This is a genomic window from Thalassobius vesicularis (assembly GCF_004799325.1).
Classification (GTDB): domain Bacteria; phylum Pseudomonadota; class Alphaproteobacteria; order Rhodobacterales; family Rhodobacteraceae; genus Thalassobius; species Thalassobius vesicularis.
This window is the reverse complement of record NZ_SSMD01000012.1, coordinates 21962-48263: the sequence shown is the minus strand read 5'-3', so window position 1 is coordinate 48263 and position 26302 is coordinate 21962. Positions and strand designations below refer to the sequence as shown.

The window sequence follows — 26302 nt, the reverse complement described above, 5'->3', positions numbered from 1 at the left end:
CCCACCACCTTCGCGGTCACATGCCAGCTGGCGGCTATTTCCCGATATCGAACGCAAACTCGTTGACCCAGGATTTGGCGAAGACCGCACCCCGGAGGATTATATCCCTCCCCCACACTCCCGTTCCCAACTGAGGTTGGTCCTGAAGTCCCGCGCGAGGTTCCACGGCGCGTTTTCACTACGCCAGTCGATCTCGGCCTGGGTAAACCGCCGGGGTTCCTCGACATCGCAGAAGAGCGCCGCTTCAATCGCGGGCGGCGTCGGGGTCAGGCAGGAGCCAGCGCTCAGGCACGTGGTAAGTGCGGGGATCAGCAACAGTCGCATCGCTTTGTTTGTCCTTTGTGATGTTGCGGGTGCGGGCCTGACAGCCGGAGATCTGCCCTTCGAGCACGGAGATCTGACGGACCAGCTGCCGGTTCTCACGATGCAGGAGCACACTCCAGCCGAGGACCGCCCCCAACACACCGATCAGCACCGGCACGGCAAGCCGCCCGATCATATCAGCCCCGCCTCATGCAGTCCGGCCTCGCAATCAGCGCGCTCGGCGGCACGGCGGTTGACGAGCCCGCGGATGACCTGCCCGCCAGCCCGGGTCCAGCGCGAGAGCTCGGGACAGACCCGGGCCCAGTTCCCGGCATTCAGATGCCGTACCAGGGTTGAGCCGCAGGCAGCGCCAACTCCGACATTGTAAGTCCAGGAGAGAAGGGCTGCCGCGGTCTGGCGCGGGATCTGAGCCTCGAGCGGATCGTCGATACAGGCCGAGAGCCCCTCGGCATGGCTGCGCAGTTCCTGCATGAGCCGCGCATCGCAATCCGCCGGGGTGGCGAGATCACCGGGTTTCACCCCATCGGTAACCCCGTCACAGATGGTCCAGATCCCGACAATATCCTGATAGGCGCGCAGGCTGCGCCCCTCCCAATGACGGACACCGGGAATGGCAGCGGCCAGCACCGCCGCACTGGCGAGACCCAGCCCGGCTTTTCTGTAAACTCTCATCTGTCTGCTCCCCGTTTCATGAGCACGCCCTCGATCCGCTCGACACCGGATTCGATCTTGGCCATGCGCTCGCGATCCTCATCGCGTTGCTTTTCTCTGGTGCTGAGCTCGGCCTGCAGCAATTCGATCTGCTTTTGATTGGTGATCACCCGCCGGATGAGCCAGAGCGTACCCGAGGCAATCGCCCCCACAAGAGAACTGACCGCCCAGAAGAGCGCGTCCTCGATCCTGTCCAACATGTTTCCTGTCCTTTTATGCGTGAGAGCTCTGTGGCGTTGCCGCCCCGTGCAGCCCGTCGAGCGGCACAAGGCAGATCGCCCGGCCGTCCGCATCTGCCACACCGGTCGTGAGGATTCCCGGCCAGCGCCCGGCCCAGCTCCGGATCTCGGGGGTCTGGGCGGCAAAGAGCACGCCATGGGTCATGCCGCAGGCCAGCGCATCCCGGGCCCGCGCCGCGGCCAGGCGGACCGAGAGCCCCTGCCCCCGGACCGCGCCATCAACATAGATATGCGTGGCCACGCTCAGTTCCCCGAGCCCGATCTCCAGCATGGCAAGTTCCGCAACAAACTCCGCATTCCCGGCCAGAGCCGGCACCTCTGTGGCTGGCAGATGCAGATAGCTGCCGACAATGCGCCAGCCCTGCCGCGCGAGAACCGCCCGGGCGCCACGACCAGCCAGATCCGCGAGGTAATGCAGGTCCTGCTCGTGTGGCACGTCCTGTTGCAGCCGGGCGATGTCCGGCCAGCGCAACCGCAATCCGGCCAGATCGAAAGCCTCAATCGTGATCATGACAGACCCTCCAGAAGCGCCACGACCTCCGCAACCGCAGCCCCGATGTCCGCAGGGCCTGCGGCGGCCCGCACCCGCGCGATGGCCCCGATGCGCAGCGCTTCCATCTGGGCGCCGAGCTGGCGCCACTCGGTGGCCAGACGCTCAAAGAGGGCAGCGACCTCCTGAGGTGTCTGTCCGGTGGCATGGCTTTCAGCCGCAATGAAGGGAAACACCCCCGGATCGAGACTTTCCGCGTCGGGCACCGGATCCAGCGCCAGGAAGCGCTCCGCCTCGGCCTGTTTTTCCCGGTAGATCATGTCCTGACCGGCAATCGGGGTTATGTAGCGCCGCCGCGCCTGATCCACCGCCGCATTGATCGCGGCAATGCCCGCGCTGGCATGGTGCTCAAGCTCGCGCGCCTTGCTTTGCCCGGACCGGGACAGGATCAGCATGTCAGGAAACCTCCATCAGATGGGTGACCGGCAGGTAGGGCGCCGGTGCCGTGATCTCGACCGCGTAGCGCCCGGGATCTGTCAGAGAGAAGCTGACTTCCGCCCCGGCCCCCTCCGGCATGACCCGCGCCAGCACCTCGCCGCCGCTCAGATCATGGATCTCGACCTGAGCGCCCTGAGGCAGATCCGTAATCCGCCAGCCCTCCACCTCTTCGGTCAGCACGCCAGGCAGCGGCCGGGACAGCAGCTCGGCACCCTCAGCACGCATGCGCGACAGGCGCACCAGACCGGCAGGCCCATCCCGAAGTCCGATCGTTCCGGACGGGGTCACGAAGGCCCGCACATGCGCCTCCTCCAGAACCTCCACCCCATCGGGCCGCATCACCACCTGCGCCGGGACCTCCTGATCCCGGGCCGGTACCACTTCCAGCCAGTCCGGCCCCGGGCGCGCCGCATGGCGCAGAACCCCGGTCACCAGACCGGCCGCGTCGAGTTTGACGAAGAGAGGCATGTCTAACGCTCCAGCGCCCGGGCAAAGACCGAGGCATTGCGGATATTGCTCTGGCCCGGAGTGGCCGGATCCGGCGTGGCCGAGAGCTCGCAGAGCAGCCGGATTTCCATGTCTTCAAAACTTCCCATCCGGCTGAAGAGGTAATTGTCCGACGTCCAGACCGGGCTCGAGCTGTAAGGGGCGGTGAACTCCGTGGCCCAGCCCGACCAGACCCCGGCGCTCTTCACGCGCATCTGCACCCGGAACCGCGTTTCCACATTCACCGTCACAGTGGTCTTGGCCTCGTAGCTGTAGCTCGAATGGCGGCGGTATTCCGACATCACGCCGATCTGCCAGAGCTGCCCGTGCTGCAGCGGGCCCGTGGCCAGAACCGCCGCCACGGTATTCTGAACCGCGACCACTCCGCCGGCATGGGCCACGATCGCGCCCCCGTCCGAGGCCGCGCCATCGATCAGCGCGCCGCGGGTAATCAGGCTGTTGAACTCGGCATTGCCGACGGTGTCGATGCTCCAGCCCGCCACGCCTGAGACGAAGTTGGCAGACCGGATCGCCCCGGTACGGATCTGATCGCCGGCAATCGAGGTCTGCCCGCCGGGGGACCAGGGTGGCGAGGCCGAGGCATGGGCATGGGTCTGCGCCAGCATCGGCTTGTGCACAAAGACGTAGCTGTTCGCCTCTCCCGGATTTGTGCCGTATTTGCGCAGCACGACCTGCCCCATCACCGCGCCCGACGGCGCCTGCCCCCTCACGCCATAGCGCGCCCAGGCATCAGGATTGCCGGAAGAGCCCGCAAGATTGTTGCTGAGCTCCACGCTCGCAGGCCCACCCAGATCGGTGCCGGAGCCATCGCGCCAGCGGATCTGCAACTGACCACCACAGCGATGCGTGGAGACATGCGCACTGCCATCATACCATTGCCCCGGCTCAACCGGGAAACACTGGCCATTGCCATAACCCGCACCGACCCGTTTGAGATAGAGGTAATAATCCGCAACCGTCGTACCGTCCTGGAAGATCATCATGGTCGGGAAGTTTACCCCCGCCCACTGCCCCGGCGGACGCAGGTCGACGGTCGTCTCGGCGTTGAGGGTCGCGTTGGCGGTCCATGTGCCGATACCTTCAGTCCCGGTTGCCCAGACCGGATCCTCGATCAGGTTGCCGCCCATACCGATCGCCAGCCTGTCCGCAGAGATCCCCCCGGCCAGGACATGCTCCGAGCTCAGCGTCTGGCTTGCGACATGATCCCCGGTGATCGCGCCATCCACGATGAGCTCACCGCCGTTTCTGTGACGGATGACGATGCCATCGAGCCAGATGCTGCCGGCACTGGCCGCCGCACTGGCGAACATGAGGCTCACGCTCAGGCGCGTACAGCCCGCCGGCACCGTGACGACCAGCGTTTTGCGCTCCCAGCTGTCAGCGGCACTGAAGTCACCGGTCCCAAGCGGGATCGCCGCGACATAGCTGTTTGCACCTGTTGTGTTATTACCAAAGCGCAGCTTCGCATTGGCCCCGTCCCCATCCCAGTCTGGGGATTTCCGGGCGTGGAGCTCCGCATAGATCTCTGAGCCCGGGGAGACGATCATGTCGTTAAAGAAGGGCGCCGTGACCGCTGCATGACTGATCCTGAGCGACCGTGCGCCGGTAAGACAGACCGTGTCGTCCAGCACGAACCCGGCCGCCGCGACATCGAAGGGAATGCCGGCATCGGTTTCAAAGTCGCAACCGGCCGCAAAGTTTGTCAGATCCGACACCACGAGACGGCTCGTCGAGATCGTACCAGGTGCAATCACCGTATCCCCGATGAGCTCGAGAAGTGCACCCGGACTTGCCCCTCCGGCCCCATCGTAGACCGTCGCGCGCAGCCCCGCGATCTGACCACCTGAGAGCTCCGCCGTCAGCGATGCACTGGCCGCCAGATAGCCCTGCAGATTGGCCAGCGCTGTTCCGGACAGCGACACGAAGGCCGAATTGCCGGCCGCATCGACCTGCAGCGCCTGCAACATCGTCGCAAAAGCCGTACCCGTCAGTGCATTGGTCTCAAGATTGCGGATATCATTGATCGCGCCCGTCAGCGCCGCACTTTCCACCTCCTGGCGTGCGGCGCGCCGGTAGCCCACCGCGACAAACTCGTCCGAGGTTTTGTTGGCACGCAGAAAGAACGGTGCGCTGCCGCTGAAGTAGAACGGCCCCTCAGAACTGATCTGAGCCCCCGCACCGCTTTCCAGACCGATCTGCAGCGTATCGAAGGCAGCCAGCGCATGTGTGCCGATCATCGTCCCGGTCCGGTCGGTGACGGTGATCACCGAAGGCTGGTCCATCGTGGCCAGGAAATAGTCGGCGATCCCGGTCTGGGCCAGGCAATATTCATCGCCACAGGCCGCGACCGGCATATGTGTTTCCGCGTCACTGCCGGCGCCATCGCCACTGGCAAAGCTCCACAGCAGGGTTTCCCCGTCGCTGGAAGCGTAATAAGCACCGGAGTTCTGAACGACCACCCCGACGGGCGGCGCAATCATCGACGGCCAGTCATTGAGTGCCATCAGTTCCGGCGCCGCCGGGCTGATCAGCTCGCCGTCCGATGTACCTCCCCCGCGACGATGCACCAGCACATATGCGGTGGTTTCGACATGAACAAAGATCTCGCCGCTTCTGCTGTCGCTCAGATCGATGAAGGTCCCGGCTGCCATCTCCTGCCAGGGCTCGGCGCTCAGATCCCCATCATCGACCGGTCCGGTGCGCGCGCGCCAGCGCCCCGAGGCCAGCGGCAGGATCGTGGTGGTAACCGGCGTGTCGCGGGTGAAGGCATGCGCAAAGCGCGTGCCCGCCATGCCTTCTGACCCAAGTGGCGTCCCATAGCCGGGATTGCCCGCAAGCGAAGCCACGAAGGGTTTGTCACTGGTGAAGCGCTCGCCGCGCGTACAAGCCAGCGCGGAGATCTCTCCCCGATCCAGCGTCAGCACCCGCGCGCCATCCCTGTAAAGGACCGTCCCGTCTTCGAAGGCCGCAAACTCATAGCTGCCCGAGACCATGCAGATCTGCGGCAGGCAGGCGGCCGCCGCCATAAGGCGGCGTTCGGACCGGGCCTGCATCCGCTGCGCGGAAAGGGCAATTGCTGTGCCGGTCTCGGTGCGGGTCAGATAGTTCTGCGTGAGGTTCGCCGACAGCGATCCAAGCGCACCGGCCGGACCCGTAAGCTGGGCATCATAGCTGGTGATCTGACCCGCAATGGCGCTGTCGGCTTCGGTTCTGGTGTAATAGTTCTGCGCAAGATCTGCCGAAAGCGCGCCGATCGCACCGCCGGGGGCCAGCAGCGAGGACGTATACTCGGTAAGAGAGCCGGCAATGGCCTGATCGGCTTCGGTGATGGTGTAGTGGTTCGTGCTCAGATCCGCTGCGAGCAGGCCCAGAGCACCCGAGGCCCCGACCAGCTCAGCGTGATAGTCGGTGACCGAACTGGCAATCGCGCTCCCGGTCCCGGCAATGGTGTAATAATTCGACGCAAGGTCCGCGGAGATCGCCCCGACCGCGCCGGCGGGGCTCAGCAATGCCGCATTGTAGCTCGTGATCTCCCCGGCAATAGCGCTGTCTGTCTGCGTGCTGGTGTAATAGTTCGTCTCCAGATCGGCAGAGAGAAGTCCGAGCGCCCCGGAGGCCCCCGTCAGATCGGCATGATAGCTGGTGATCGCGCCCGCGATCGCGCCGTCGGCCGAGGCCCGCGTGTAATAGTTCGTCGCCAGATCCGCCGCCACAGCCCCGATCGCCGATTGCAGCGCCAGCCCGGCGGCCGTGATCGCCTGATCGGTCTCAGTGATCGTATAATAATCCTGCGCGAGCGTGGCCGAGACCTGACCGAGTTCTGCGCTGAGCGTGCTGCGCAATGTGGCGGCCACCTCGAGCGCTGCGGTCACATCGCGCACCGCGAGAGAGGCCACATGCACGATCCCGTCGCTGTCGCCCGAGACATTGGCCCGCAGGTGGAACCAGGCCCGGTTCGCCGACCCTGATCCCGCCAGATGCAGATTGTCTGCAAGCTCCGCCTCCTGCAGCGTCTGCAAACTGGCAGAGATCCAGAGCGAGGCAGTCACAACCCCATCGGCGAGCGTGGCGGTCTGCGTGAGCGACTGGATATTGCTCTCGGCAATCGCCCCGCCTGCAAAGGTCGTGGCCCCGATCCGCCAGCGGACGCCGCCCGTGCTGCCCGCATCGGTGACCCGGAAGGTGACATCGACCCGGTAGACGGCCTCCGGATCGAAGCTCAGCGGATAGGCCGCGGCCAGGGTCTGGTTCTGCGGCCCCAGCTCAAAACACTCCCCAAAGACCGCGTCATCCGTCACAAAGCGCGACGCCTCCGCCGCAGGCCGCAGCACCGGGGCTGCCGTCGAGGTCGGATCCATGGTCCAGGCGCTGGAAGGCGCACGCGGCACACTGACCCCGAGCGGGGCAATTGCCATAGCAGCCTCGGCGCGCGCATCGATCACCGCCTGATCAAGCCCGCCGATCTGAGCGGCAAGATCCCCAACGGCCGCCGAAAGTGTGCCGGCAAAACCGGTGGTGAGCGCGCCATAGGCACCAGAGAGATCCGTCAGATCCCCCGAGACAGACGCCAGCGTGGCCTCAAGACCCGCAATCACCCCGTCAAAACCCGCCACCGTCCCCGCCAGCGTGCCGGTATAGCCATCCGTCAGCGCATCGAGATCGGCCCGCGCACTCACCGCATCGCTGAGCGCGCCCTGCACGCCCGGATCGAGATCCGGCGGCGCCAGCCGCGTGTCGGGCGTCGTGACCGCAGCCCAGTCCGACCAGAGGCTTTCGCGGTCGTCCCGCGCGGCCCAGGCCACCCGGACCTGGTAGTCCGTGTCCGGCAGCACTCCCTCCGAGATCACCCGCGCCCCCTCGGTCGCATCCTCGGTCTGGCCGGTGGCCACCACCTCCTGCGTGGCCGCGAGCCGCACCCGGTAGCGCAGGCCCGCCGCCTCATCGCGATCCGCCCCCTGCCAGCTCAGCAAGAGCCCGGGACGACGCGCCGTGCCATCGGCGCCGCGCAGGCTGGTCGGCGCCACCGACCACAGACCGACACTGAGGGGCAGCGCCGGCACCGTGGCCGGGCTCGGCAGGCTGACCGGCAGCGCAAACCCCGGCTGCCAGTCATAATCAGCCGGATCGCGCTCGCGCAGACTGAGCTGAGGTTTCGAGGTGACCAGCGGATCGACGATCGTGACCACCTCGAAGATCTTCGCCTCATAGCCATTGCGCGCCGAGCTCCAGGCCACCGCATCGAGCGGCTCGAGCGGAATGGCCTCGGGCGCCAGCGTCAGCACATGACGCCGCATGCGCCGCTCTTCTTCAAGATAAGCCCGCATCACCCGCTGCACCTGATTGGCATAGGGACAGGCCGGCAGGCTCAGATCGGCGATGAGGCGCCGGTTTCCGTCGGCCGCCTCGGAGCCGGCATCATAGCGCGGCGGCGCATCGACGCTGTTCCAGAGCGCATCGGGATCGGGATAGCTCGCATGCACGCCATTATAGGTGTCCGCCAGCGCCGGGAAGGGATCGAACTGCTGGCTGTCGGAGATGTTCACATCCGCATCGCTGAAGAAGAAGACCGGCAGGCCCGGGCCCCCGAGGCGGATCTTCCACACGCCCCCGATCTCCGCAAGCTGTCCCGAACAGGGCTTGAGCAGCTCCTCGATCACCCCGGCCGGCTCATCGGCAACAAAGACCTCGTATCCACTGCGCCAGGCCGGCTCGCTGGCGCCTTCCTCGTCGAGCGCCACCGGCGCATCCGCCGCCGCCATCGCAGCAAACCAGCTCCCGGCCGGCAGATCCTCCGCCGCCATATCCCCGCCCCAGACGTGACCGCCCGGCAGCGCAATGCCGCGCAGGATATTGTAGACCTGCACGGCGGGGTTTTCCGAAGGGGTCCAGGTGGCGGGATCCTCCCGGCGCTGGGGACCTGCACCACCGGCCGTGTCATCAGCCCGCGGGTCATAAAGCGGAATGCCCCCCAGCACGAAGCGCACCTGCGGAAAGCCCGTGTAGATCGCCCGGGCCAGCCGGAAGGTCAGGATCGCATAACAGATCCCCGTCCCCACCATGTCCGCCGTCCACGGCCGTTCGGGATAATCGCCATACCGGTCCATCAGCATCGGATCGGCCGCGACCTGCGTGCCATCGTAATACCGCACCCAGGCCGTGGGAGTCTCGGTCGTGACCTCGTCATAGATCGGATAGCCATCCACCGGATCACTGCCCACCACCTGCGTCCGGGTCCGGCTCTCGCTGAGCTCCGGGAGCGGAAAGCCATAATCCGCGTGTGGGTTTTCGCTGTCGGGCACACAGGCACGACCATCGACGATGATCCCTTCCAGGGTCTGCCCCGGCACATCCCCAAGCTCGATCACATAGGTCAGATAGGCATTCGGCGTGCCGCCATCGCGCCCGTGACTCATCGGCGGGCAAACCAGCTGGCCTTCGGTGGCATAGCGCCCCAGAATGAAGCTCGCCGGTGTCACGCCCCCGGTCAGGGTCTGCGTCGTCCGGATCCCAGGCACCGTGGGTTTGGGAGCAAGTGCCCGCGACAGCGCCGTCAGCGCCACCGTGCTCAGAAGCCGGCCCAGCACCGTCGTAGTGAGAAAGCCCGACACCCCTGCGCCGGCCGCCCAGGCCCCGAACGTGGCCGACCCGATCGCCGGGGCCGCGGCCGAGAACATGCCTGCAAAGAATGCGCCAACCTGGGGCATGGCTCAGACCCCGAAGGCGCGGATCACCCGCGCCGCAGGGACCAGCGCCAGACGCCCGGGGCTCAGCACCCAGACCGCCTCGCCCTGATGCAGCCCCAGCGCCGGGCCGTCCGGCGTCTCCACCACCACCCCGTCCCCCGGACGGGCCTCAGCCGGGGAGATCTCCGGCAGATGATGCGCAGCCAGCGCGATGTGATCGGCAAACCCGTCCCGGCGCAGGATGCGCAGCCCCCCGCGCAGGGTGGTGTAGCGCCCCCTGTAGGAGGCGGCATAATCCACCCCGGTCATCGCTTCCACCGCGCCCGCCAGGAACAGCGCGCAGTCATGCGTGCCCGGCACAAAGGGGCGCGGCGCAGCAAGGGCAAGCCAGCGCACAAGGCGCGGGGTCCAGTCGGGCAGACGGGTCATCGGGATCTCTCCGAGAGTGAGGATGTCAGGGCGCAGGACGCGCTAGGTCAGTCGCGCGCAGGAACGCGCAGGGTCAGCCGTTCGCGGGTCGGGTGGCGCGCGCCTCGCCCCAGACCGTCTCCACAGCGCCGGTGACGGCGATATACTGGCGGAACGCATCTGCGGGCGCGCGCAGGCGCAGGGTTTCCGCGGATTTCTTGAGGGCAAGCGTGCGGGTGAGCGCCTGGGCCGCGCTCAGCAGCTCCAGCTCGACCCGCGCCTCACCACCCTCAGGCGGGGTTTCCACCGTGACCGTGTTGATCACCCCCCGGAACACCCGCGCAGGCTCGGCCAGCAATACCCCGGTGGCGGGATCAAAACTGGCCACATGGATCTCGACAGGCGCGAGACGCGGATCATATCCACGGATGAGCTGGCTCACCTCCGGCGCCAGCGGCGAAAGTACCAGCCGGTGGCTGCGCACGTTCAGCCCTACCTCCGAGGTCAGAGGCGGCATCGAGATCAGCCCGCCGGCACCAAAATAGCTCCGGCTCTCCCCGCCGATCACGAAGACCGCATGATCCTCGCCCGACCAGAGCCCGAGGCAGGCCTCAGCCCCGCTGTCGCGCTCCCGGGCTTTCACCCAGAGCAGCACGCGCGCGCAAATCCCCTCGCGCGCCGCAAGCCGCGCGAGAACCGGTGAAGGCAAGGCCCGCATGACCAGTCTCTCCTATCTCAGGGTCTGAATGAACTCGAAGGACGCCCCGCCTGTACGCACGCGTTCCGAACTGCCCGCCGTAACCGTGCCGGGCAGCAGCACCGCCTTGAAGGCCGGGCGCAGCAGCGTGACCGGCGCGCCAATGGCAGCCCCCGCCCGCAGCGACGGGACCACTTCGAACACAGAGGTCGCGCCCGTCCCGTCGGCCACAACAGACCCGGTGACAATGCGGTGGAAAGCATGGCGCACCGGATCGCTGCCATAGAGAAAGCTCAGCCCGTCACCGCAGCTCAGCTCATAGCCCGCAGGCAGGCCCGAGAGCGACAAGTCCCGCGCATCCGGCGCGAGGCTGGCAATCTGAGGGGCTGCCGCGCCCAGCAGCGTTCCCTTGGGGTCCCGCGCCGGCCCGGCCTGATCTACCGGCCAGGCCAGAAAGCTGCGCCCCGGTTCCTGCAACAGCGCCAGCCGTGCCGCCATGGCCCGGGCCTGGGCAAATGGTGCCGGATGCAGCTCCACTCGCCCGCGCCAGAGCCGCGGTCCCAGCTGATCGCGCAGCACGGACCCGTCCGCCAGCCCCGAGACCTCCATCCGTTCGCCCAGCTCCAGGCTGAAGCTCCGGATCCGCAAGGCGCCCAGAAAGTCATCCCGGTCGAGCGGATAGCTCAGCGCCATCAGCCCACCCTCCGGGGATCGGCGCTGATCGCCCCGACCCGCGCCGGCAGAACCTCCCGGTCATACTGCCGGAGCCCCGCCTGCATCACACCCGCCGCGACAGTGCCGCTGATCCGCTCCACCGCCGCCTGCCAGTTGCCGCCCTGATCCACCCAGATCCGCACATCGACCGCCCCGGCCGGCGCGGTCGCGCCCTGCGCCACCTCCCGGCGCGAGAGCACCCGCTCGCCCCGTTGCAGGATCGTCGGCACCTCATCCGGCCGCAACCCGGCCCAGCCCCCACCGTGCAGACGCGGGGCACCGTCAAAGACCGCCGCCGGCACAGACCGCGTGACCCCGGACATCCCCGCCATCCCGCCCGTATGCGAGACCGCCGCTGTCACCAGCCCCGACCCGCCCCCGCCAAATACGCCCACAAGCGCCGTGGCAAGGGGGCCCAGGACATTGCGCCGGATCGCCAGCATCGCAAGATCGGCTATCATCGAACGGATCAGCGACCGGAAGTCGAGCTTGCCGCCTTCGACAAAGCCCCGCAGCGCGGTCTCCGCCCCCTGAAAGGCCGAGACCAGCGTCTCGCCCAGCCCCTTGCCCCAGTTCATCGCGTCCCTGGCATACTCACTCAGGCTCTTCTGAACCGCGGCAAACCCTGTCAGCTCGGCCTTCGCCCCCTTTGCAGCTCCCCCGGCGCGCCCGAGCGCCCCGGTCACCTTGTCGGCAGAGGCCGCCGCCGCATCGAGCGCAACTGTTCCCGCCCCGCCAGCCCCTGCGACCGCCTCCCTGAGCGCCTGCCAGGCTTCCAGCGGCAGTCTGCCGGCGGCGATCAGATCCTCCGCCGCCTGCCGGAACCGGCCAGCCGTGGCCAGCGCCTCGGCGGCAGTCCCCTCCAGTCCCAGATCCGGAACCGTGAGCGGGGTGTCTTCAAACGCCCGCCGGAAGGCCTCGGCGGCAGCTGTCCCGGCCTCGGCAGAGGCCCCGGCGAACGGGTTGGCAATATCGCCGAGATCGATCTCGCCGATCGCGCCAAAGGTGGTCTCAATCCCGACGGCAGCCAGCGCCTCGCGGATCCGGCCCGTGAAGGCATCTATGCGCCGGATCGCCCCGTTGAGCATCGCTTCCACCCCGTCGAGCATCCGGTTCGCGGCCACAAAAGCCAGATCCCCGATCACCTCCGGCAGGCGCGACCAGATCGCCCTGACCGCCAGCAACGCCCCTTCGAACGTGTTCGCCGCCGCATTGCCAAAGGCGACCACGCTTTCAATCGCCGACGCCATGGCCGAGGCCGCATCGGATTTGAGGTCATAAAACATGGCCGCTGCCCGCGCCCCTGCCGCCGCGGCCCCGAGCTGGATCCGGTCCCAGACCTCAACGGCGACATCCTTCAGAAGCCGCATGGCCTCTCCGAAGCCCCCGGCACCCTCCGCCAGGCGGGTGAACCAGTAGACGAGCTCCCCCGACCCCACGATCAGAGCGCCAATCCCCGTCCGGATCAGCGCGCCCTTCAGCACGCTCAGCGCACCCGCAAGGCGCAGCGTCGTGACCGCCGCGGCAGCCAGCCCCGCCACCCACCGCGCGCCAATCAGCGCCACGAAGGTTCCGGTCCAGGCCGCAAGCCGGCCGATCTGATCCGACAGAGCCGACAGCACCCGGCCGACCGGCCCGGTCGCACCGGCCAGATTCACAAGGATCCCCGCCAGCCGCTCCAGCACCGGCGCCAGCACAGCACCCACCCGGTTGCCGATCCCCGTCATCACCTGCCCCACCGCCGCCAGCGCCAGACGCGAGCGGTTAAGCGCCGCCACCGTCCTGCGATCCATCACCACACCGAGATCCGCCGCGCGGGCCGCCAGCGTCGTCATCTCCGCGCCGTTGTTTCTGAGCAGCGGGATCAGCGCCGTGGCGTCAGACGCCATGGCTTCGAGATAGAAGGTCATCTCCTGCTGGCTCACACCGGCCCGTTCCAGAGACGACACGTAAAGCTGCAGTGCCTCCGGCCCGGAAAGCCGCGCAAACTGATCCGCCGTCACCCCGACCCGCGGCGCAATGCTCTCGAAGAAGTCCTTCATCGGACCGCCGCCCGTCTGCAGGAAATCCCCCACCCGGTCGTTCACATCCTTGAGAATGTCCGCCAGCTTGTCGGCCTCGATCCCCACCGTCGCCGCCCCGGCCGCCCAGCCCTGAAACAGCTCCGGATCCGCATTGGCCACCTGCGCCTGGCGCTGCACCTCGAACGCCCGCGTCATCGCCGATTGCGTGGCCGCCACCGCCCCCGCTGCAGCGGCCGTCGCAGCTCCGATCGCGGCCAGACGAACCTTGCCCGCAAACGCCGCAAGCTTTGCATTCGCCCGCTCCACCTCGCGTGGGATCCTTTCGAATGCCTGCGCCCCGGCCTCGCCGACCCTGCGCAGCTCACGCTTCACCTGCCCCCCGCCCCGGGCGGACAGGCGGACCGAAAGGGTCTTCTCGGACATGGGTTTTCCTCATCAGACTATGCGCCATTGACATATGCGTCATTGGCGCACATATTGAGCCATGACCATCGTGACTGTAGTCGAAACGCCTGAGTTCCAGCGCCGCGCCCATGCCCTTATGAGCGAAGCAGAGCGGCTGGAACTGATCGATTTCATCGCCCGCAATCCGATGTCGGGCGTGCCGCTGGGCGGCGGTGTGCGCAAGTTCCGCTTTGCACGCGAAGGCGCAGGCAAGAGCGGCGGCTTCCGCGTGATCCATTTCTACAACAGCGACGACGGAACGCCGATCTTTCTGATCACCGTGTTCGCCAAGAACGAGAAAGCCAACCTGACCAAATCGGAAACGGATACCGTAAAAAAGCTCGGCAGCTTGCTGTCAGAGACCTACCGGAGGAAGACATGAGTAACGCATTCAAAAGCATCGAACAGGGGCTGAAAGAAGCCCTGTCGCACGCACGCGGAGACAAGAGCGCCGCGGTACTCCATGAGATCGAGATCCCCGACCCCGATGTTCAGGCTATCCGCGCCCGCACCGGTTTGTCACAGGTTGCCTTTGCGCGCAGTATCGGTGTCAAGAAAGCGACCCTGCTCAATTGGGAGCAAGGTCGCCGCCATCCCGAAGGGCCTGCCCGCGTCCTGCTCGCACTGATCGCGAAAGACCCGCAAATCGTGCAGCGCACCCTCACCCCTTAAGGCAAGAAGCCCGAAGCCCGGGGATCAGCTTCACCGGCTTCATTCATCCTGCGCACCATCGCCGCCTCTACGGCCGGCATCAGCTCGCCCACCGCCAGAGGCGGCACCCCAAGGGCGCCGGCCAGCGCCAGCACCGCTGTCATGTCAAAGCCCAGCACCTGCGGCGCAAGGCCCCCGGCCACCCGCAGCTGTCCGCCCGAGCGTTGCACAAGGTCCCAGACCTGCCAGCCTTCGATGCTCTGCGGTGCATGCATGATCCCCGGACACTCAGGGCAAATTCCATCACACGCCGCGCAATAGTCGCCGCCCCCGCCGAACTCCCAGTCGGCAAGGGCGCTCAGACGTTTTTTTCCGCGTCCACCAGCATCGCACCCGCCACCACCTTTTCCTGGAAAGCCTCGAACATCGGCCAGAGATCGAGCAGCGCATCGATCCAGTCCTGCGTCACCGGAACCGGTGCGCCCGTTTCATCCCCCACGCCCTCCCAGGCCTCGATCACCAGCCCCGCGAGGATCTTTGCCACCGCCAGCGCCACCGCATCCTCGTCCGGGTGCTCCTCAGCCTGCACCAGATCCTGAACGCGCGGATCATTGCGCGCCGCCAGCATCATCGCCGAACTCAGGGGCCGGACCCGCACGCGCGCACCGCCCGCCAGCCCGATCCAGCGCGGCTCGGTTGAAAGAGAAAGTCTCAGCATGTCACATCTCCAAAAAAAAAACGGTGCCCGAAGGCACCGGAGGTCAGGGAGCAGCCTCCGGCCCCTGACAAGACCGAAGGCGAGGTAAACACTGAATGCTGCGTACACCCGTATGCTACACGCAATCCCGCCTTCCGGATACCGTCAATAGGCCTCGCGGCCATTTATCAGGGTCACTGTCACCATCGGATCGCCGTTGGTCTGCTGTGCAGCCTGCCAGTCAAAGCTCACCTGCACCCCCTGCGGGCCGGTGATTTCCCGGCGCGGCCGCGGCAGGAAGACCCGCGGCACCGAGACCGTCAGAGTTTCTCCAGACGCAAGGCTGTAGGCAAACTCCAGCGCGCAGGACGTGCCCGAGATCGCCTGGCTCAGCAGCACCGTATCGGCAAAACGAACATCAATCCGTCCTGTCATCGCCGCGATCGACGGATCCGCCCCCTCGATCTTGCCGTCCGCCCGGATCGTTTCCACCCGGTCGAGAGTGTTGGAATAGCTCAGTTCCGCCCCGACAATATTACCGATCGCCGTCCCGTTGCGCGTCACCGATCCGTTGAAGTGACCAAACCGCTGCAGGTCCACAGTTGCCGGTGTGCCCGCCCCGGATGCCGTCCCCAGCGTCTCGCCCTGGGCCACGATCTCCACCGAAGCCGTCAGCAGGCCAGAGCGCGCCATCTGCCAGCCGATCTTGTCGACCATGCAACCGCCATAGAGCGCATAGCTCGGCACGTCCGGCAGCCCGGTCTCCACCGTGAAGCTCGGCAAAGTCCAGCTTCCGCTGGTAAAGACATGGGTGTAGGGCCCGGTGCCAGTGGTCACAGGATCACCAAATGCCCCCTTGAGCCAGACCCCGAAGGCCTCCGTGTCAACCGGCACCACGATACTGCCATCGGCGGTGATTGCATCGCGCATTGGTGCCAGAGGATCGCGCCCGTATCCCAGAAGCTCTGAAGCCTGCAGCGGCTGCTCGGCCCCCAGCGACGCCGTCGCAAAGGGCATCTTCGTATATCCGCCCACCGGCGGCGTTCCATATGTACTCTCGAACGCCAGCGCCATCTGCGCCCGCGCCCCCTGGGCTCGTGCCATTCCATTCTCCTGTCTGCTCAGATCTGTTCAGGGCCCAATCCGCTTGACAGCCGGGCACCCCCACGGCCATCAGACGGACAAACCGGGAAAGAAACGCCAATGACCAGCTCTGCCATCCCCCAGACCACCCCCGAGCGCAAACGCTCGCTGATCGGCGAGGATGTCCGCATCACCGGCAGCCTCACAACCCGGGGCATTCTCGAGTTCGGCGGCGAGATCCGCGGTGAGCTCACCGCCGATACCCTGGTACTCACCAGAACCGCCCGCGTTCACGGCAAGATCCGCGCCCGCCATCTCACCATTGAAGGCACGCTGCAGGGTTCGGCCGCAGCGCTGAACCTCACCCTCAGACCCTCGGCCATCGTCTCCGCAGATCTCACCTGTGAGCGGATCTGCATCGAGCCCGGCGCGCAGATCGAGGGCCGGATCGGCAAGCTCGCGGCCTATGACCTGGGCATTCACGCCAGCGGGTCTGCCAGCGTATAATGCAGCACAACCGGGATGACGGCCGCCTTCAGGCTGGCCGCCCCCTCCACCGGCAGATCCACCGGCCGCGGCGCCTCCGGCTCGACCCAGTCGCACAGCCCGCCCAGCGTACGGTCGGCAGCGAGTGCTGTCCCGATGCCTGCACAAAGGGTGTCGAAAGCCGCATCCCGCTCCCTGTCCTGCACCACCACCTCAAGCTCGGCCCGATGCGCATAGTGATATCGCAGCGGTGACAGCGTCACCTCCGGCTCCCCCGGATCGCCATCCCTCAGGATCACAACCCCTCCCGCCGGCACCCGCTCAGGCAGCACCTCCCCGCGCAGAACCGAAGCAGGCAGGGCTGACAGCCGCGCATGCAGGCTGGTGAGGAGGGTTTCGCGGAGGGTGGGCATGATGGATAGCTTTCGCTCTGCTGGTTTCAGAAGCTGTCAAATCTGAAGCAGTTCAGTGCCCGGAAAGATCAGAGCCCTTCGATGGAATACTCCGGCGAACCCGACCAGGAGATATTCCAGCTCGCTCCCGGCCTCACATTCTGAATAATGCCGGGATCAAATGCCACAAAGCATGCCCCGCCCGTGCGCCTGACCGATGGATAGAGCAAACCCCGATGACCCTCCTGGCGCAGAGCCGTCGCGAGAGACTGTCCGGCCGGATATCCTGTCGCCGGATCGGGATTCAGCGCCGGATGTCCGCTCTCGTCTGCCAGATCCGGAAAGTCACCTATGAAGTCGGCAAGCAATTCCACATATCTGGCCTCGTCGTCAAAAACGCCAATGAAGCTGAGCTCCCGCGTCCTGTGATAGGCAACCTCCTCGGCAGAGGTCAGAACATCAAAGCTGCAATACCATGCCCCACGTTCACCACCATTGAAGCGGTTCCCTGTCGGCCGGGTATATGAGAAGGCCGCGTTGATGTGGCTCTGACCATAAACATTCAGGTCATGAGCCCGTCGTTCAAAAACCAGTTCGCGCCGGTCAAGTGCAGGACTGCCTTCCCGTTCAGCGATCAGGCGTGTGCTGGTTTCTCCTTCGAGCTCAGCCAGGATTGCCGCTTCTTCATCACTGTCAACAAGCCCACGCAACACGGGTGGCTTGTGATAAGTGGCCGGGATCAGGCGAACCAGTCCCCGGTCGTTCAGAGCCGTAATCTTCAAACGCCACCCCGCAGGGCATCCACATAAGTCCGGACACGCAAAATCTTGGGAAGGCCCCCATGCACCATGGCATCCAGTGGGCGCTGACCATCGAATTCCGGCCCCCGGTTGCTCAGCTTGACCCATTGCCCCGCAATTGCCGGGCTGAAGTACAGTTCGAGTGATTTATAGAGCCCGACAAGCGCGCTGAGCCGCAACATCTGATCGCGTGTCAATTCACCGGAAAATCCTGGCTTCCTGGCACGTTTCCAGGTCGACTCGGACATATCCGCCAGCGCCGCTGCCTCGCGGCCGGTAAGTGACCAGCCCTCGGCAATCCGACTGAAAGCCTTCAACGCAACAGCCTGCACTGCGGCCGCCGGACGTTCGCTGACCACGCTTTCCATAGACAAACCCTCCATTTCACCCAAAGAATAAGTCCATATGACCTATATTTCAAGTCCATATGGACGCAATTCTGAATGGGCTGACCTTTACTCCCCAAAACCAAGCCTGGTCAAAGTCGCACGGTCCGGGGCGCCGGTTTCAGGCAATCCAACCGATGCCTGAAACGCCTTCAGCGCGCGCTTTGAACCCGCGCCCCAGCGGCCATCTGGCGTACCTGCCTCGAACCCACCTGCATTGAGCATGGTCTGAATGGCCTTGTAGTCCTCCGGTGACAGTGACAGCGTCGACCACCCGCAGGCCGATGCAACCGCTTCAACAGCATCCTGCCCCCCGGAAAGATCAAATACCGCATCGTGGCGCTGGCCATTTTTTTCGACCAGACGGATGAAGAGGCTCTTGGCATCATAAATCCTGCGCAGAAACTGTTCCGCTTCCCGGCCAAACAAACCCGCGCCCTTGTTGTTCGTCAGACTGTTCCATCTCGTCTGCTGTGCCGGAGCATCATCGATACGGTAGGTGATATCGAAACTGTTGCGCCGAAAATCCGTCATCAGGTAGTCATCCTGAATGTACACCAGTGCCGTTTCCCCTTCAGTGCAGCGCGCCAGCAAACCCGTGAACCCGCTGTAGCTGCCCGGCTCGAAATTCGAGTAGTTGATTGCAACGACTTTTGGACTGTCATCGACAACCGCCCGCTCGGTTTCGATCGACCACCACCCCGAAATCCTGTCGCCATCCTTATGCGCCTGCTCGAACGGCTGCAGCGAATAGTCGATCTGCGGAAACCGTTTATCCGCCCAGGGCAAGGTTTCGGCCTCACCGGTCGCAGTATCTTGTGCCGTGCTCAGAGGCTCCGGTTCGCCGCTACCCGACCCTGAGGACGGAGGGGGTGCCAAAGCAACTGAATTGGGGAAAGCGATCCCGTATTTTGCCTGGAAATATCCCATCTGCAGCTGCGCAAGGGTCAGCTTTTCGGTCTCGACCCGGCTCAGCGCTACCGCCTGAATGAGACCACCGGCCCGCGCCGCTTCCTTTTCGGCCTCTGCGATCCGGCTCTGGGCTGCAGCTATTTCCCCCAGGATCCGGGTCGCCCGGGCGTCATCGGGTTGCACAGCCGGAATGACGATTTCAACGGCATTTCCCCCTTCAAGACCAAGAATGCGGTTCCGGATCACAGCTTCCGAAAGCGAAAGCGCTTCTTTTCTCGCCTCGGCAAGCGCACGGATCAGCCCTCCGTCAAACCGCGCGATCGTCGCATCCGCCTCCTCGATCTGAGTAACCACAAGATCAAGCTCTGCGCGCAGACTATCAGCCGTCTGCGCGCAAACGGGCAGCGCGAACTGAGCCGCAATCAGAAAAGGTATCCCGGATTTCAAGATCTGCATCATCATCTCCTGTTTTTCGAAGATGCTAACCGCCCGGCACTCAACCCTCAAGCGAGATGTCGAAACCACCTCGCGCCTGGATTTTCATTTTTTTCCGGACCTGCGCGTTGATACCGTCAGCGCGACGCGGTCGTCAGAACCGCACCAAGGCAGATGAATGCGCCACCTGTCACACGATTGAACTGACGCCCGTACTTTGAAAGCCAGGGCGCCACCCGTTGTGCAAGCCGGGCGAGCAGAAGCTCATAGGCGATCTCGACCAGCACGAAAGTGCCCCCGAATATCGCAAGCTGAACCAGAAAAAAAGCGCCCGGAACCATGAACTGCGGCAGAAACGCTGCAAAAAACACCAGCCCCTTGGGATTGGAAACCGCCACCCAGAACCCCTGGAAAAACAACCGGGCCGGCCTCGACGCAGACGCTCCGGACATTGACACGGCAGTGTCAGCCAAAGGGGGTGGAGCGCGCCAGACCCGTAGCCCCAGGTAGATCAGATAAAGCGCCCCAATCCATTTGGCGATTTCAAATGCGCTGCCGGATGCCGCCAGGAGCGCCCCCAGCCCCGCCAGAGACACCCCGATCAGGATCAGAAACCCCAGCGCACCGCCCAGAACCGTAAAAACGGTCCGCCGGAATCCATAGCATGCGCCATGCGTCACCGACAGCAGCCCATTCGGACCAGGTGTGAGGGACAAGCCAATCGCCGCCGCCAGATAAAGAAGCCAGAGTTCGAGGGTCACGGTCTGCTCCCGGGGGACGTGCGCTGAACGCGCCCGTGAGGTGCGGGACGCTGCCAACCCAATTGCAGAGAACAGGGTTGCTGGCAATCGGTCTTGCTGATCCGCAGCCTTCTGAATACCTGCTCTCTGCCCTGAGATCTCGCGACCCGCAGATTTCCGCCGCGCCACCTTGACCATTCGCGCATATTCGCGTTCAACCCACCCAGCGGGCCTGTAGCTCAACGGTCAGAGCAGAGCGCTCATAACGCTTTGGTTGCGGGTTCAAATCCTGCCGGGCCTACCAAAGCCCCCTTGGCGGAATGGCAGACGCTGGAGACTTAAAATCTTCTGCCTGCGGGCGTGCCGGTTCGAGTCCGGCAGGGGGCACCACGACGTCTTCACGACAGGTCCTCGCTGGGCCTTGCACTCAGCGCAGATCAGCTATTCGCCCTTCCCCTATTGTGCACGCGCAGAAACTCCCTATTTCAAGTCTCAGAAACTCGGATGGCTTTTTTCTTCCTCCCTGGAGCCAGTTCGAACAAGGCGACGACACCTCCTCCTCCCTGTGTCGTCGCCTTTTCTTTATCCCAACCTCCCCGCCACCCAGTGTTTTGCGATCCGCCCCGGCAGCTCCGCCTGCGCACGCGCCGCGTCCCGCGCCAGATCCAGCCGCTTGAGCAGCCTGACCTGCGGCACCAGCAGGAAGATCGGCACGCTGGCCCGGCCCCGGCCTGATTTCGCGCGGGAGGCCACGCCGAGACCCCTGCTGCTGAGCCGTCCGTCCGCCACCAGCAGGCTGGGGCCACGGCGGCGATAAACAAAGCGCAGGCGCAGCCCGCGGCGTTTTTCCCATTCGCCGGGTGTCATCCGCCGGCCACCCACGCCATTGCCCGCCGCCGGCAGCGGGATCGCCAGCCAGAAGCCGGATTTCGAGCGAATGAGCGGCCCCGCATCATGCGCCCCCACAATGACCGGTGCTTTCGACCAGACCAGGGCGGCCGCCTCAAGACTGTCGCCGGATTTCGGGTAGGAGGCGCTGTGGATCGAATGTGCCAGGCGCTGCCCCAGCCCGGCCCCGGTGATCTGCCCGCGCCAGTCAGCTTTGAGCCCGGATCCGGCCTCCCGCATCGCGAGGCTCACAGCCTTTTCACCTGCGCGGATCTCGGCCGCCATAATCGCGACCAGATCACCACTGACCTCAACACCAAGCTGCATCTGCGCTCAGCCCCGCTGATTAAGGACTGGACAGACCCCACATCGGGCATCCAGTCTTCGGATGTCCGGAATATTCTTCCGGATGGGCTGGCCTCTCCAGTCCCGTGGGGAGAGGCCGGCAGGCAGATGGCAGCCGGGATCCGGCTGCCATCCAGTCTTCACAATCCGCAGCAAAGCGCCTGCCGGGCCTCATGCCGGAGACAGCTCCAGCGTCCAGATCAGCCGCTCCCGGTCCCGCTTCGGCTCCCCCTGAATGAGGAACGTGTCCTCCCCGATCAGGATCTGCTCATCCGGACGCGGGGCTGGCACATCCGCCACCCGCACATCGAGCCGCGTGGTTTCCGACAAAAGCCGCGCCGCACCAAACCCGGTGATCTCGTCGGGCCGGCGCAGAATGCCCCTGCCCCGCGTGAAGCGCCCCTCCATGTCCCGGTGGACGATCTCCACCGAGAGATTGGGATCGGCAAAAAGCCGTCCCAACGCCCCGTCAAACACCGACATCAGAAGGCCCCGTTCAGACGCACCCGCCCGGTCACGTCACTGGCACCCCCGGCCACATCCGCTACCGCCACGCCGATCAGCGTGTTCGAAGTGGCGACACTGGTCGTCACCCTGGCCGTATCGTCCCAGTAGATTTTTGCGCCGGTGCTCCAGGCCTGGCTTGCTGCCTTGGCCATATCAAACACACCGGTCAGAACGGTTTCCACCGCAGCACCCGCAAGCGCATCACGCGCAGCCACGCCGACGATCGCGCCCACCTTGAGACCGGCGCCGGAGACAACATCATACGGCGCCGTCAGCGTCAGCGTGCCGCCCGGCTGGATATAAGAGTTCATGGGATTGGTCCCTTTGTAAAAAAGAAAGGGCAGCCTGTCAGGCTGCCCGTCTGAAGATGTTCAGAAGGAAAAGGGACAGGATCACTCTGACCTGCCCCGCCTCTCCCGGCCTTGACCATTCTCAAGCCGGTCAGGTGAGTGCGACACCGGGGTTCTTGTAGAGCCCGCGCCAGTCGATGGCCTTGGCGCCAAAATCCAGACGCGCCTTGATCTCGACCCCGTCCACGTCAAACCCCATGCGGGTTTCCATGAACACACCCTCCTGCCCTTCGAGGAAGGCATATTCGATCGTGTCGATCGCTGCAGGGCTGGCCACCAGATACCAGGGCACCGCCCCGCTCGCCGGATCGAGCCGCGGCTCGGAAACAATCGTCAGGCTGCGCAGATTGCCCGGCACCACATCCGCAGGCTTGCCCGGCACGAGGTTCTGCGCCAGCAGCTGCTCGGCGGCCAGTTCCAGCGACGACGGCACCACCAGATATGCAGGCCGGATGTTCAGCAGCGTCTTGCCATCGAGCCCGGTCTGGCGCGACATTGCGGTGCGGGCCTTTGCAAGGTTCACCACATCGAGCGCCGTGCCGCTGGCGGCAAGGTTGCCATGGCCCGCATGGAACAGCGCCTTGCCATCGGCCATGGCCGCATTCTGCAGGAAGATCCCCCAGACCACATCGCTTTCCAGCGTCGCCGCCGCCGTGCCAAAGAGCGCCGGGACACGGGTGAACGCATCGAGATCGTCATTGATCAGAACCTGTCGCGTGATCCCGACGACCTTGCCGTAGGTCTCAACGCGGTAGCTCTCTTTCGCCTCCCCGATCGTGCCCCGCCTGAACTCGCCCGCCTCGTTGACCTTCTCGAGCTGCGGTGCCTCTCCCAGCTGCAGGCGCTGAACCGCCTTGAAGTCCGCCACCGAGGTGCGCCGCGCCACCATCTGATAACTGCGCGGCGCCGCCTCATAGGCCGCCCGCAGCGTCCGGTTGGTGACCGAGGCCAGGATGAGCGGAAAGTCCGAACTCGTGTGCAGCGCGCGCGTGGCAATCTCATCGCGCCCCAGACCGCGCACCCGCACCCCTTCGGCCGCGAGGAACTCACGCGCCATCTCGATCAGCGACAGACCCCGCCATTCCCGTGCCGCCGGGCTCAGCTCATGCCGCCCCGGCTCATAGCGATGCATCAGGGCCGCCTCCACCGCCGCCCGTCGGGTCTCCACCTCGCTCTGCCCGTCCATACGGATATGCGGCCGGGTGTCCACCGACCGGTCCAGAGACGCGGCCGCATCGATGAGCGCTCCCCGCGCTTCATCGAGGCTGACACCCCGGCGCACCAGATCCGCCGTGACCTCCCCGCCCACGCCAAGCTTGCGCGCCGCCTCCTGAATGCCGGCGATCCGCGCCCGCTCACCTTCCATCGCCTCCTGCGCAATGCGCCGCATATCTGCTGCGGAGACAGGGTGTCCGGCCGGCTCATTGTTATGGTTGTTTTCTGCAGCAGGCGCTCCGGCCCGGCCGTCCTGTGGCAAAGCATTGCGCTGCACGTGTCCGGCGCGCGCAGCACTGTCAGTCGCCGGTGCCGGGGCTTCTGGCGAGGCCCCCATGGGCCCGCCCGGGCCGGCCGTCGCGTCACGCCCTGCCACCATCCCGGGCTCCGCGCCGCGGGCCTGCTGACCCTGTGCGCCTTCCGTTGCTGATCCGCTCATCTCTTTGTCCTTCCCATCCTGTAACGGAGGCTGATCCCCTCCATCGCTGCGCTCCGCAGCTTCTGACTTTTTCAATCTGTCCTGATCGTCACGACCGGGAGCTGGTGCTGCGCGCCGCACCAGCGTGCAGTCCTGCTCTGCGTCCGGGCTGGCCCGGAACCCGGCCTGCGCATCCGCGCCCACCGGCACCGCCGAGAGCTCCATCGGCTGCCAGTCCACCGCCCGCCAGACCGGCACCTGCCCTTCTTCTTCGGTGATCTCGAAGCTGCGCACCGCATAACCCACCGAGACATTGCGGATGATCCCGGCCTGAACATCGCGCCAGACCGGCTCCACATCCGCCCTTTCCGAGAAGCGCACCCGCGCCTTGCCCACCGGTGCGGACCCGTCCGTCTCCACCCAGGCGCGCTCAACCACCCCCAGCACCTGGCTCAATTCATATGCCCCGTGGGTGTCGAGCAGTGGCGCACCGCCATTGAGGCGGCTCAGATCCACATGACCCGGCTCGAGCGAGAGAACCTCGTCATAGCGTTTGCCGGTCCAGGCATCCCGCCGGCGCACCATCGCCCCGCTCGACCAGACCAGCTCCACCGTCCGCGCTGGCACATCCACCGTCTCAGGCATCAGCCGCACATCGCTGCGCAGCTGCACCCCGAGGCGACGGTTGTCTCCGCCACTGCCCGGCCGCACTTCTTGCCCGCCCCCGGGTGGGGGATCATTCCGTGTCATTGCGATCCTCATCTGATGATGCGGGCGCAACCTCGCGCCCGCTGTCCTGCCCTGTTTTCGTGGAACGCCGGGGATCGCTGTCGAGAATGAGCCCCAACGCATCGAGCTCGGCATTGGTCTCGGCGATTTCTCTGAGGACCTGCGCCGGCTCATAGCCCTGGCGCGCAATGGCTTCCTTCAGCGTCATCACCCCGGCCCGCACCGCCTGCACATCCGCCTGGATGTCCTTCAGCGGATCCACCGCCTCGAACCGGGGTGCGGTCCATTCCGCCGCAATCTCTGCCCCGTCCGGCAGCGCCCCGGCCGCCTGGGCCGCCAGGACAAACCGCCGCCAGACCGGCTGACAGAGCCCGGGCACCAGCAATTGCCATTGCAGCGCTTCCATCCGGCGGCGGAACTCGATCAGCCCTGCCCGGATCGAGCTGTAATTCACCTGGCTCAGATCCCCGGTCAGCAACTCATAGGTGAGCCCCACCCCCGCCGCGACCGCATGCAGCTGCATCCGCATATATTCGGCATAGCCGCCCGAGGCGGCGGGGCTTGCGAACTTCACATCCTTGCCCGGCTCGAGATATTCGATCATCCCCGGCTCAAAGCTCTCCACCCGCCGGCCCGCCGCATCCAGCTGCGCCCGGCCCAGTGTCTCCTCGTCCTCAGCCCCGGTGACGAAGGCCGCGAAACAGGCCTCAATCTTTTTGCGCACCAGTTCGGCCTCATCATAGTCGTCCAGATCGCGCAGCTTCAGCATCACCGGTGCAAACCACGGCACTCCGCGCACCTGTCCCGGGCGCAACCGCTCGAAGAGATGCAGCACCTGATCAGCCGGAACCCGCCGCGCCACCGGAAGGCCCAGTCCCGACAGCCCTCCCGCCTCGCCCGGATGGCGCGGATAAAGCCAATAGGCCACGCGCCGCCCGAGAGGGTCGAACTCCACACCCTGCAGGATATACCCGCCACCGGGCAGCTCCTCAGTGCGCCCTGTGTCCAGGTGATCGGGCTCCAGCACCTGCAATTGCAGCGGCACCGCCAGCCCATCCTCCACCCGGCGCGGGCGCAGGCGCACCAGCACCTCGCCACTTTCCACCAGCGACCGTACGATCAGCGCCTGCAGACCGGCGAAATCCGTCAGACCGTCCGCATCGCATTCCGACGCAAACCGCGCCCAGAGACGATCGGCCTGCCGGGCAAGCTCCGCCTCCCCGGCCCGCGCCCGCGGCATCAGCCCTGTTCCCACCATGTTGCTCACCAGCGCCTGCACGGCCTTGGCGGCATAGGGATTGTTGCGCACCAGATCGCGCGAACGCGCCCGCAGACGTGCCAGCGCCGGGCCGATCTCGCTGTTGGCCCCGGTGCCGGGCGTGATCCAGCCTTCGGTGCGCCGCCCGGTCTTTGCCCCTTCATAGGCGCGCGCCAGCACCTCCAGCGCCTGCCTCTGGCGCACCCGCCGCAGCCCCACACCCGGCGCAATCGCCCCGAGCGTCCGGTCAAACCAGTTCATGACAGGTGCT

27 protein-coding genes and 2 tRNA genes are annotated in these 26302 nt (G+C 65.7%); 5 read left to right on the top strand and 24 right to left on the bottom strand.

Going from position 1 to position 26302, the window contains the following annotated elements:
* Positions 1 to 244 precede the first annotated feature (244 nt).
* The 11 genes from E7681_RS18050 to E7681_RS18000 all read right to left on the bottom strand — a co-directional run bounded on the left by E7681_RS18050 (position 245) and on the right by E7681_RS18000 (position 13718).
* A complete protein-coding gene (locus E7681_RS18050) occupies positions 245 to 499 on the bottom strand; it encodes a hypothetical protein (RefSeq protein WP_136340655.1) in 255 nt (84 codons plus the stop codon).
* Positions 496 to 996 carry a lysozyme gene (locus E7681_RS18045; RefSeq protein ID WP_136340654.1) on the bottom strand — a complete coding sequence of 167 codons (501 nt, stop codon included), beginning with the start codon at positions 994 to 996 and terminating at the stop codon, positions 496 to 498. Before E7681_RS18045 ends, E7681_RS18050 begins: the two co-directional genes overlap by 4 nt.
* Positions 993 to 1235, bottom strand: coding sequence for a hypothetical protein (locus E7681_RS18040; RefSeq protein WP_136340653.1), 243 nt, complete (start codon positions 1233 to 1235; stop codon positions 993 to 995). Before E7681_RS18040 ends, E7681_RS18045 begins: the two co-directional genes overlap by 4 nt.
* 13 nt (positions 1236 to 1248) lie before the next feature.
* Entirely contained in the window at positions 1249 to 1785 is a 537-nt protein-coding gene (locus E7681_RS18035; RefSeq protein ID WP_136340652.1) for a hypothetical protein, read from the bottom strand.
* Positions 1782 to 2219 carry a hypothetical protein gene (locus E7681_RS18030; protein ID WP_136340651.1) on the bottom strand — a complete coding sequence of 146 codons (438 nt, stop codon included), beginning with the start codon at positions 2217 to 2219 and terminating at the stop codon, positions 1782 to 1784. Before E7681_RS18030 ends, E7681_RS18035 begins: the two co-directional genes overlap by 4 nt.
* 1 nt (position 2220) lies before the next feature.
* Positions 2221 to 2730 carry a hypothetical protein gene (locus E7681_RS18025; RefSeq protein WP_136340650.1) on the bottom strand — a complete coding sequence of 170 codons (510 nt, stop codon included), beginning with the start codon at positions 2728 to 2730 and terminating at the stop codon, positions 2221 to 2223.
* 2 nt (positions 2731 to 2732) lie between these two features.
* A complete protein-coding gene (locus E7681_RS18020; protein WP_136340649.1) occupies positions 2733 to 9473 on the bottom strand; it encodes a phage tail protein in 6741 nt (2246 codons plus the stop codon).
* Between the two features lie 3 nt (positions 9474 to 9476).
* Positions 9477 to 9881, bottom strand: coding sequence for a DUF6950 family protein (locus E7681_RS18015; RefSeq protein ID WP_136340648.1), 405 nt, complete (start codon positions 9879 to 9881; stop codon positions 9477 to 9479).
* A gap of 73 nt (positions 9882 to 9954) precedes the next feature.
* Complete coding sequence (locus tag E7681_RS18010) at positions 9955 to 10578, bottom strand: hypothetical protein (RefSeq protein ID WP_136340647.1); 624 nt, start codon at positions 10576 to 10578, stop codon at positions 9955 to 9957.
* A gap of 12 nt (positions 10579 to 10590) precedes the next feature.
* Positions 10591 to 11205 carry a hypothetical protein gene (locus tag E7681_RS18005; protein WP_136340646.1) on the bottom strand — a complete coding sequence of 205 codons (615 nt, stop codon included), beginning with the start codon at positions 11203 to 11205 and terminating at the stop codon, positions 10591 to 10593.
* Between the two features lie 44 nt (positions 11206 to 11249).
* Positions 11250 to 13718 carry a phage tail tape measure C-terminal domain-containing protein gene (locus E7681_RS18000; RefSeq protein ID WP_136340645.1) on the bottom strand — a complete coding sequence of 823 codons (2469 nt, stop codon included), beginning with the start codon at positions 13716 to 13718 and terminating at the stop codon, positions 11250 to 11252.
* Positions 13719 to 13779: 61 nt separating this feature from the next.
* On the opposite strand from E7681_RS18000, the gene E7681_RS17995 reads away from it, so the two are divergent.
* Positions 13780 to 14121: a type II toxin-antitoxin system RelE/ParE family toxin gene (locus E7681_RS17995; RefSeq protein WP_136340644.1), complete on the top strand. Its 342-nt coding sequence runs from the start codon at positions 13780 to 13782 to the stop codon at positions 14119 to 14121.
* A complete protein-coding gene (locus E7681_RS17990) occupies positions 14118 to 14411 on the top strand; it encodes a helix-turn-helix domain-containing protein (RefSeq protein WP_136340643.1) in 294 nt (97 codons plus the stop codon). Before E7681_RS17995 ends, E7681_RS17990 begins: the two co-directional genes overlap by 4 nt.
* Here the strand turns inward: E7681_RS17990 and E7681_RS17985 are convergent.
* The 3 genes from E7681_RS17985 to E7681_RS17975 all read right to left on the bottom strand — a co-directional run bounded on the left by E7681_RS17985 (position 14408) and on the right by E7681_RS17975 (position 16191).
* A complete protein-coding gene (locus E7681_RS17985) occupies positions 14408 to 14665 on the bottom strand; it encodes a DUF7697 family protein (RefSeq protein WP_136340642.1) in 258 nt (85 codons plus the stop codon). The genes E7681_RS17990 and E7681_RS17985 overlap by 4 nt on opposite strands.
* 83 nt (positions 14666 to 14748) lie before the next feature.
* Complete coding sequence (locus tag E7681_RS17980) at positions 14749 to 15108, bottom strand: hypothetical protein (protein WP_136340641.1); 360 nt, start codon at positions 15106 to 15108, stop codon at positions 14749 to 14751.
* 144 nt (positions 15109 to 15252) lie between these two features.
* The gene (locus E7681_RS17975) at positions 15253 to 16191 is read right to left on the bottom strand and encodes a phage tail tube protein (RefSeq protein WP_136340640.1); all 939 of its coding nucleotides are present in this window, start codon (positions 16189 to 16191) and stop codon (positions 15253 to 15255) included.
* Between the two features lie 99 nt (positions 16192 to 16290).
* Between E7681_RS17975 and E7681_RS17970 the strand changes: the two genes are divergently transcribed.
* Positions 16291 to 16677, top strand: coding sequence for a bactofilin family protein (locus E7681_RS17970; RefSeq protein WP_136340639.1), 387 nt, complete (start codon positions 16291 to 16293; stop codon positions 16675 to 16677).
* On the opposite strand, the gene E7681_RS17965 is transcribed toward E7681_RS17970, so the two are convergent.
* The 5 genes from E7681_RS17965 to E7681_RS17945 all read right to left on the bottom strand — a co-directional run bounded on the left by E7681_RS17965 (position 16650) and on the right by E7681_RS17945 (position 20342).
* Positions 16650 to 17069, bottom strand: a complete 420-nt coding sequence (locus tag E7681_RS17965) for an acyl-CoA transferase (RefSeq protein ID WP_136340638.1) — start codon at positions 17067 to 17069, stop codon at positions 16650 to 16652. The genes E7681_RS17970 and E7681_RS17965 overlap by 28 nt on opposite strands.
* Before the next feature lie 68 nt (positions 17070 to 17137).
* A complete protein-coding gene (locus E7681_RS17960; RefSeq protein WP_136340637.1) occupies positions 17138 to 17830 on the bottom strand; it encodes an RES family NAD+ phosphorylase in 693 nt (230 codons plus the stop codon).
* The gene (locus E7681_RS17955) at positions 17827 to 18216 is read right to left on the bottom strand and encodes an MbcA/ParS/Xre antitoxin family protein (protein WP_136340636.1); all 390 of its coding nucleotides are present in this window, start codon (positions 18214 to 18216) and stop codon (positions 17827 to 17829) included. The genes E7681_RS17960 and E7681_RS17955 overlap by 4 nt, the downstream gene beginning before the upstream one ends.
* A gap of 87 nt (positions 18217 to 18303) precedes the next feature.
* The gene (locus tag E7681_RS17950) at positions 18304 to 19602 is read right to left on the bottom strand and encodes a peptidoglycan-binding domain-containing protein (protein WP_246032540.1); all 1299 of its coding nucleotides are present in this window, start codon (positions 19600 to 19602) and stop codon (positions 18304 to 18306) included.
* Between the two features lie 116 nt (positions 19603 to 19718).
* Positions 19719 to 20342, bottom strand: a complete 624-nt coding sequence (locus tag E7681_RS17945; protein WP_136340635.1) for a LysE family translocator — start codon at positions 20340 to 20342, stop codon at positions 19719 to 19721.
* 207 nt (positions 20343 to 20549) lie between these two features.
* Between E7681_RS17945 and E7681_RS17940 the strand changes: the two genes are divergently transcribed.
* Together E7681_RS17940 and E7681_RS17935 are read left to right on the top strand one after the other, a co-directional pair.
* A tRNA-Ile gene (locus E7681_RS17940) sits at positions 20550 to 20625 on the top strand.
* Positions 20626 to 20627: 2 nt separating this feature from the next.
* Positions 20628 to 20711 (top strand) — tRNA-Leu (locus E7681_RS17935).
* 192 nt (positions 20712 to 20903) lie between these two features.
* Here the strand turns inward: E7681_RS17935 and E7681_RS17930 are convergent.
* The 5 genes from E7681_RS17930 to E7681_RS17910 all read right to left on the bottom strand — a co-directional run bounded on the left by E7681_RS17930 (position 20904) and on the right by E7681_RS17910 (position 26292).
* Positions 20904 to 21536 carry a DUF6441 family protein gene (locus E7681_RS17930; RefSeq protein ID WP_136340634.1) on the bottom strand — a complete coding sequence of 211 codons (633 nt, stop codon included), beginning with the start codon at positions 21534 to 21536 and terminating at the stop codon, positions 20904 to 20906.
* A gap of 189 nt (positions 21537 to 21725) precedes the next feature.
* Positions 21726 to 22037 carry a head-tail joining protein gene (locus E7681_RS17925; RefSeq protein WP_136340633.1) on the bottom strand — a complete coding sequence of 104 codons (312 nt, stop codon included), beginning with the start codon at positions 22035 to 22037 and terminating at the stop codon, positions 21726 to 21728.
* Complete coding sequence (locus tag E7681_RS17920; RefSeq protein ID WP_136340632.1) at positions 22037 to 22372, bottom strand: DUF2190 family protein; 336 nt, start codon at positions 22370 to 22372, stop codon at positions 22037 to 22039. The genes E7681_RS17925 and E7681_RS17920 overlap by 1 nt, the downstream gene beginning before the upstream one ends.
* Before the next feature lie 130 nt (positions 22373 to 22502).
* Positions 22503 to 24689 (bottom strand): prohead protease/major capsid protein fusion protein, encoded by a 2187-nt coding sequence (locus tag E7681_RS17915; RefSeq protein ID WP_246032539.1) that lies wholly within the window; start codon positions 24687 to 24689, stop codon positions 22503 to 22505.
* A gap of 91 nt (positions 24690 to 24780) precedes the next feature.
* Positions 24781 to 26292 carry a phage portal protein gene (locus E7681_RS17910; RefSeq protein WP_136340631.1) on the bottom strand — a complete coding sequence of 504 codons (1512 nt, stop codon included), beginning with the start codon at positions 26290 to 26292 and terminating at the stop codon, positions 24781 to 24783.
* Between the last annotated feature and the right edge of the window lie 10 nt (positions 26293 to 26302).

What these genes read in the sequence shown, in the direction of transcription:
- E7681_RS18030 (WP_136340651.1), bottom strand. Translation starts at nt 2,219, where the DNA reads ATGCTGATCCTGTCCCGGTCCGGGCAAAGCAAGGCGCGCGAGCTTGAG.
- E7681_RS17930 (WP_136340634.1), bottom strand. Translation starts at nt 21,536, where the DNA reads ATGCAGCTTGGTGTTGAGGTCAGTGGTGATCTGGTCGCGATTATGGCG.
- E7681_RS18045 (WP_136340654.1), bottom strand. Translation starts at nt 996, where the DNA reads ATGAGAGTTTACAGAAAAGCCGGGCTGGGTCTCGCCAGTGCGGCGGTG.
- E7681_RS17910 (WP_136340631.1), bottom strand. Translation starts at nt 26,292, where the DNA reads ATGAACTGGTTTGACCGGACGCTCGGGGCGATTGCGCCGGGTGTGGGG.
- E7681_RS17965 (WP_136340638.1), bottom strand. Translation starts at nt 17,069, where the DNA reads ATGCCCACCCTCCGCGAAACCCTCCTCACCAGCCTGCATGCGCGGCTG.
- E7681_RS17920 (WP_136340632.1), bottom strand. Translation starts at nt 22,372, where the DNA reads ATGAACTCTTATATCCAGCCGGGCGGCACGCTGACGCTGACGGCGCCG.
- E7681_RS18040 (WP_136340653.1), bottom strand. Translation starts at nt 1,235, where the DNA reads ATGTTGGACAGGATCGAGGACGCGCTCTTCTGGGCGGTCAGTTCTCTT.
- E7681_RS17925 (WP_136340633.1), bottom strand. Translation starts at nt 22,037, where the DNA reads ATGTCGGTGTTTGACGGGGCGTTGGGACGGCTTTTTGCCGATCCCAAT.
- E7681_RS18015 (WP_136340648.1), bottom strand. Translation starts at nt 9,881, where the DNA reads ATGACCCGTCTGCCCGACTGGACCCCGCGCCTTGTGCGCTGGCTTGCC.
- E7681_RS17975 (WP_136340640.1), bottom strand. Translation starts at nt 16,191, where the DNA reads ATGGCACGAGCCCAGGGGGCGCGGGCGCAGATGGCGCTGGCGTTCGAG.
- E7681_RS17980 (WP_136340641.1), bottom strand. Translation starts at nt 15,108, where the DNA reads ATGCTGAGACTTTCTCTTTCAACCGAGCCGCGCTGGATCGGGCTGGCG.
- E7681_RS17950 (WP_246032540.1), bottom strand. Translation starts at nt 19,602, where the DNA reads ATGCAGATCTTGAAATCCGGGATACCTTTTCTGATTGCGGCTCAGTTC.
- E7681_RS18000 (WP_136340645.1), bottom strand. Translation starts at nt 13,718, where the DNA reads ATGTCCGAGAAGACCCTTTCGGTCCGCCTGTCCGCCCGGGGCGGGGGG.
- E7681_RS17995 (WP_136340644.1), top strand. Translation starts at nt 13,780, where the DNA reads ATGACCATCGTGACTGTAGTCGAAACGCCTGAGTTCCAGCGCCGCGCC.
- E7681_RS18050 (WP_136340655.1), bottom strand. Translation starts at nt 499, where the DNA reads ATGATCGGGCGGCTTGCCGTGCCGGTGCTGATCGGTGTGTTGGGGGCG.
- E7681_RS17915 (WP_246032539.1), bottom strand. Translation starts at nt 24,689, where the DNA reads ATGCCTGAGACGGTGGATGTGCCAGCGCGGACGGTGGAGCTGGTCTGG.
- E7681_RS18025 (WP_136340650.1), bottom strand. Translation starts at nt 2,730, where the DNA reads ATGCCTCTCTTCGTCAAACTCGACGCGGCCGGTCTGGTGACCGGGGTT.
- E7681_RS17990 (WP_136340643.1), top strand. Translation starts at nt 14,118, where the DNA reads ATGAGTAACGCATTCAAAAGCATCGAACAGGGGCTGAAAGAAGCCCTG.
- E7681_RS17985 (WP_136340642.1), bottom strand. Translation starts at nt 14,665, where the DNA reads ATGCATGCACCGCAGAGCATCGAAGGCTGGCAGGTCTGGGACCTTGTG.
- E7681_RS17955 (WP_136340636.1), bottom strand. Translation starts at nt 18,216, where the DNA reads ATGGAAAGCGTGGTCAGCGAACGTCCGGCGGCCGCAGTGCAGGCTGTT.
- E7681_RS18035 (WP_136340652.1), bottom strand. Translation starts at nt 1,785, where the DNA reads ATGATCACGATTGAGGCTTTCGATCTGGCCGGATTGCGGTTGCGCTGG.
- E7681_RS18010 (WP_136340647.1), bottom strand. Translation starts at nt 10,578, where the DNA reads ATGCGGGCCTTGCCTTCACCGGTTCTCGCGCGGCTTGCGGCGCGCGAG.
- E7681_RS17970 (WP_136340639.1), top strand. Translation starts at nt 16,291, where the DNA reads ATGACCAGCTCTGCCATCCCCCAGACCACCCCCGAGCGCAAACGCTCG.
- E7681_RS18020 (WP_136340649.1), bottom strand. Translation starts at nt 9,473, where the DNA reads ATGCCCCAGGTTGGCGCATTCTTTGCAGGCATGTTCTCGGCCGCGGCC.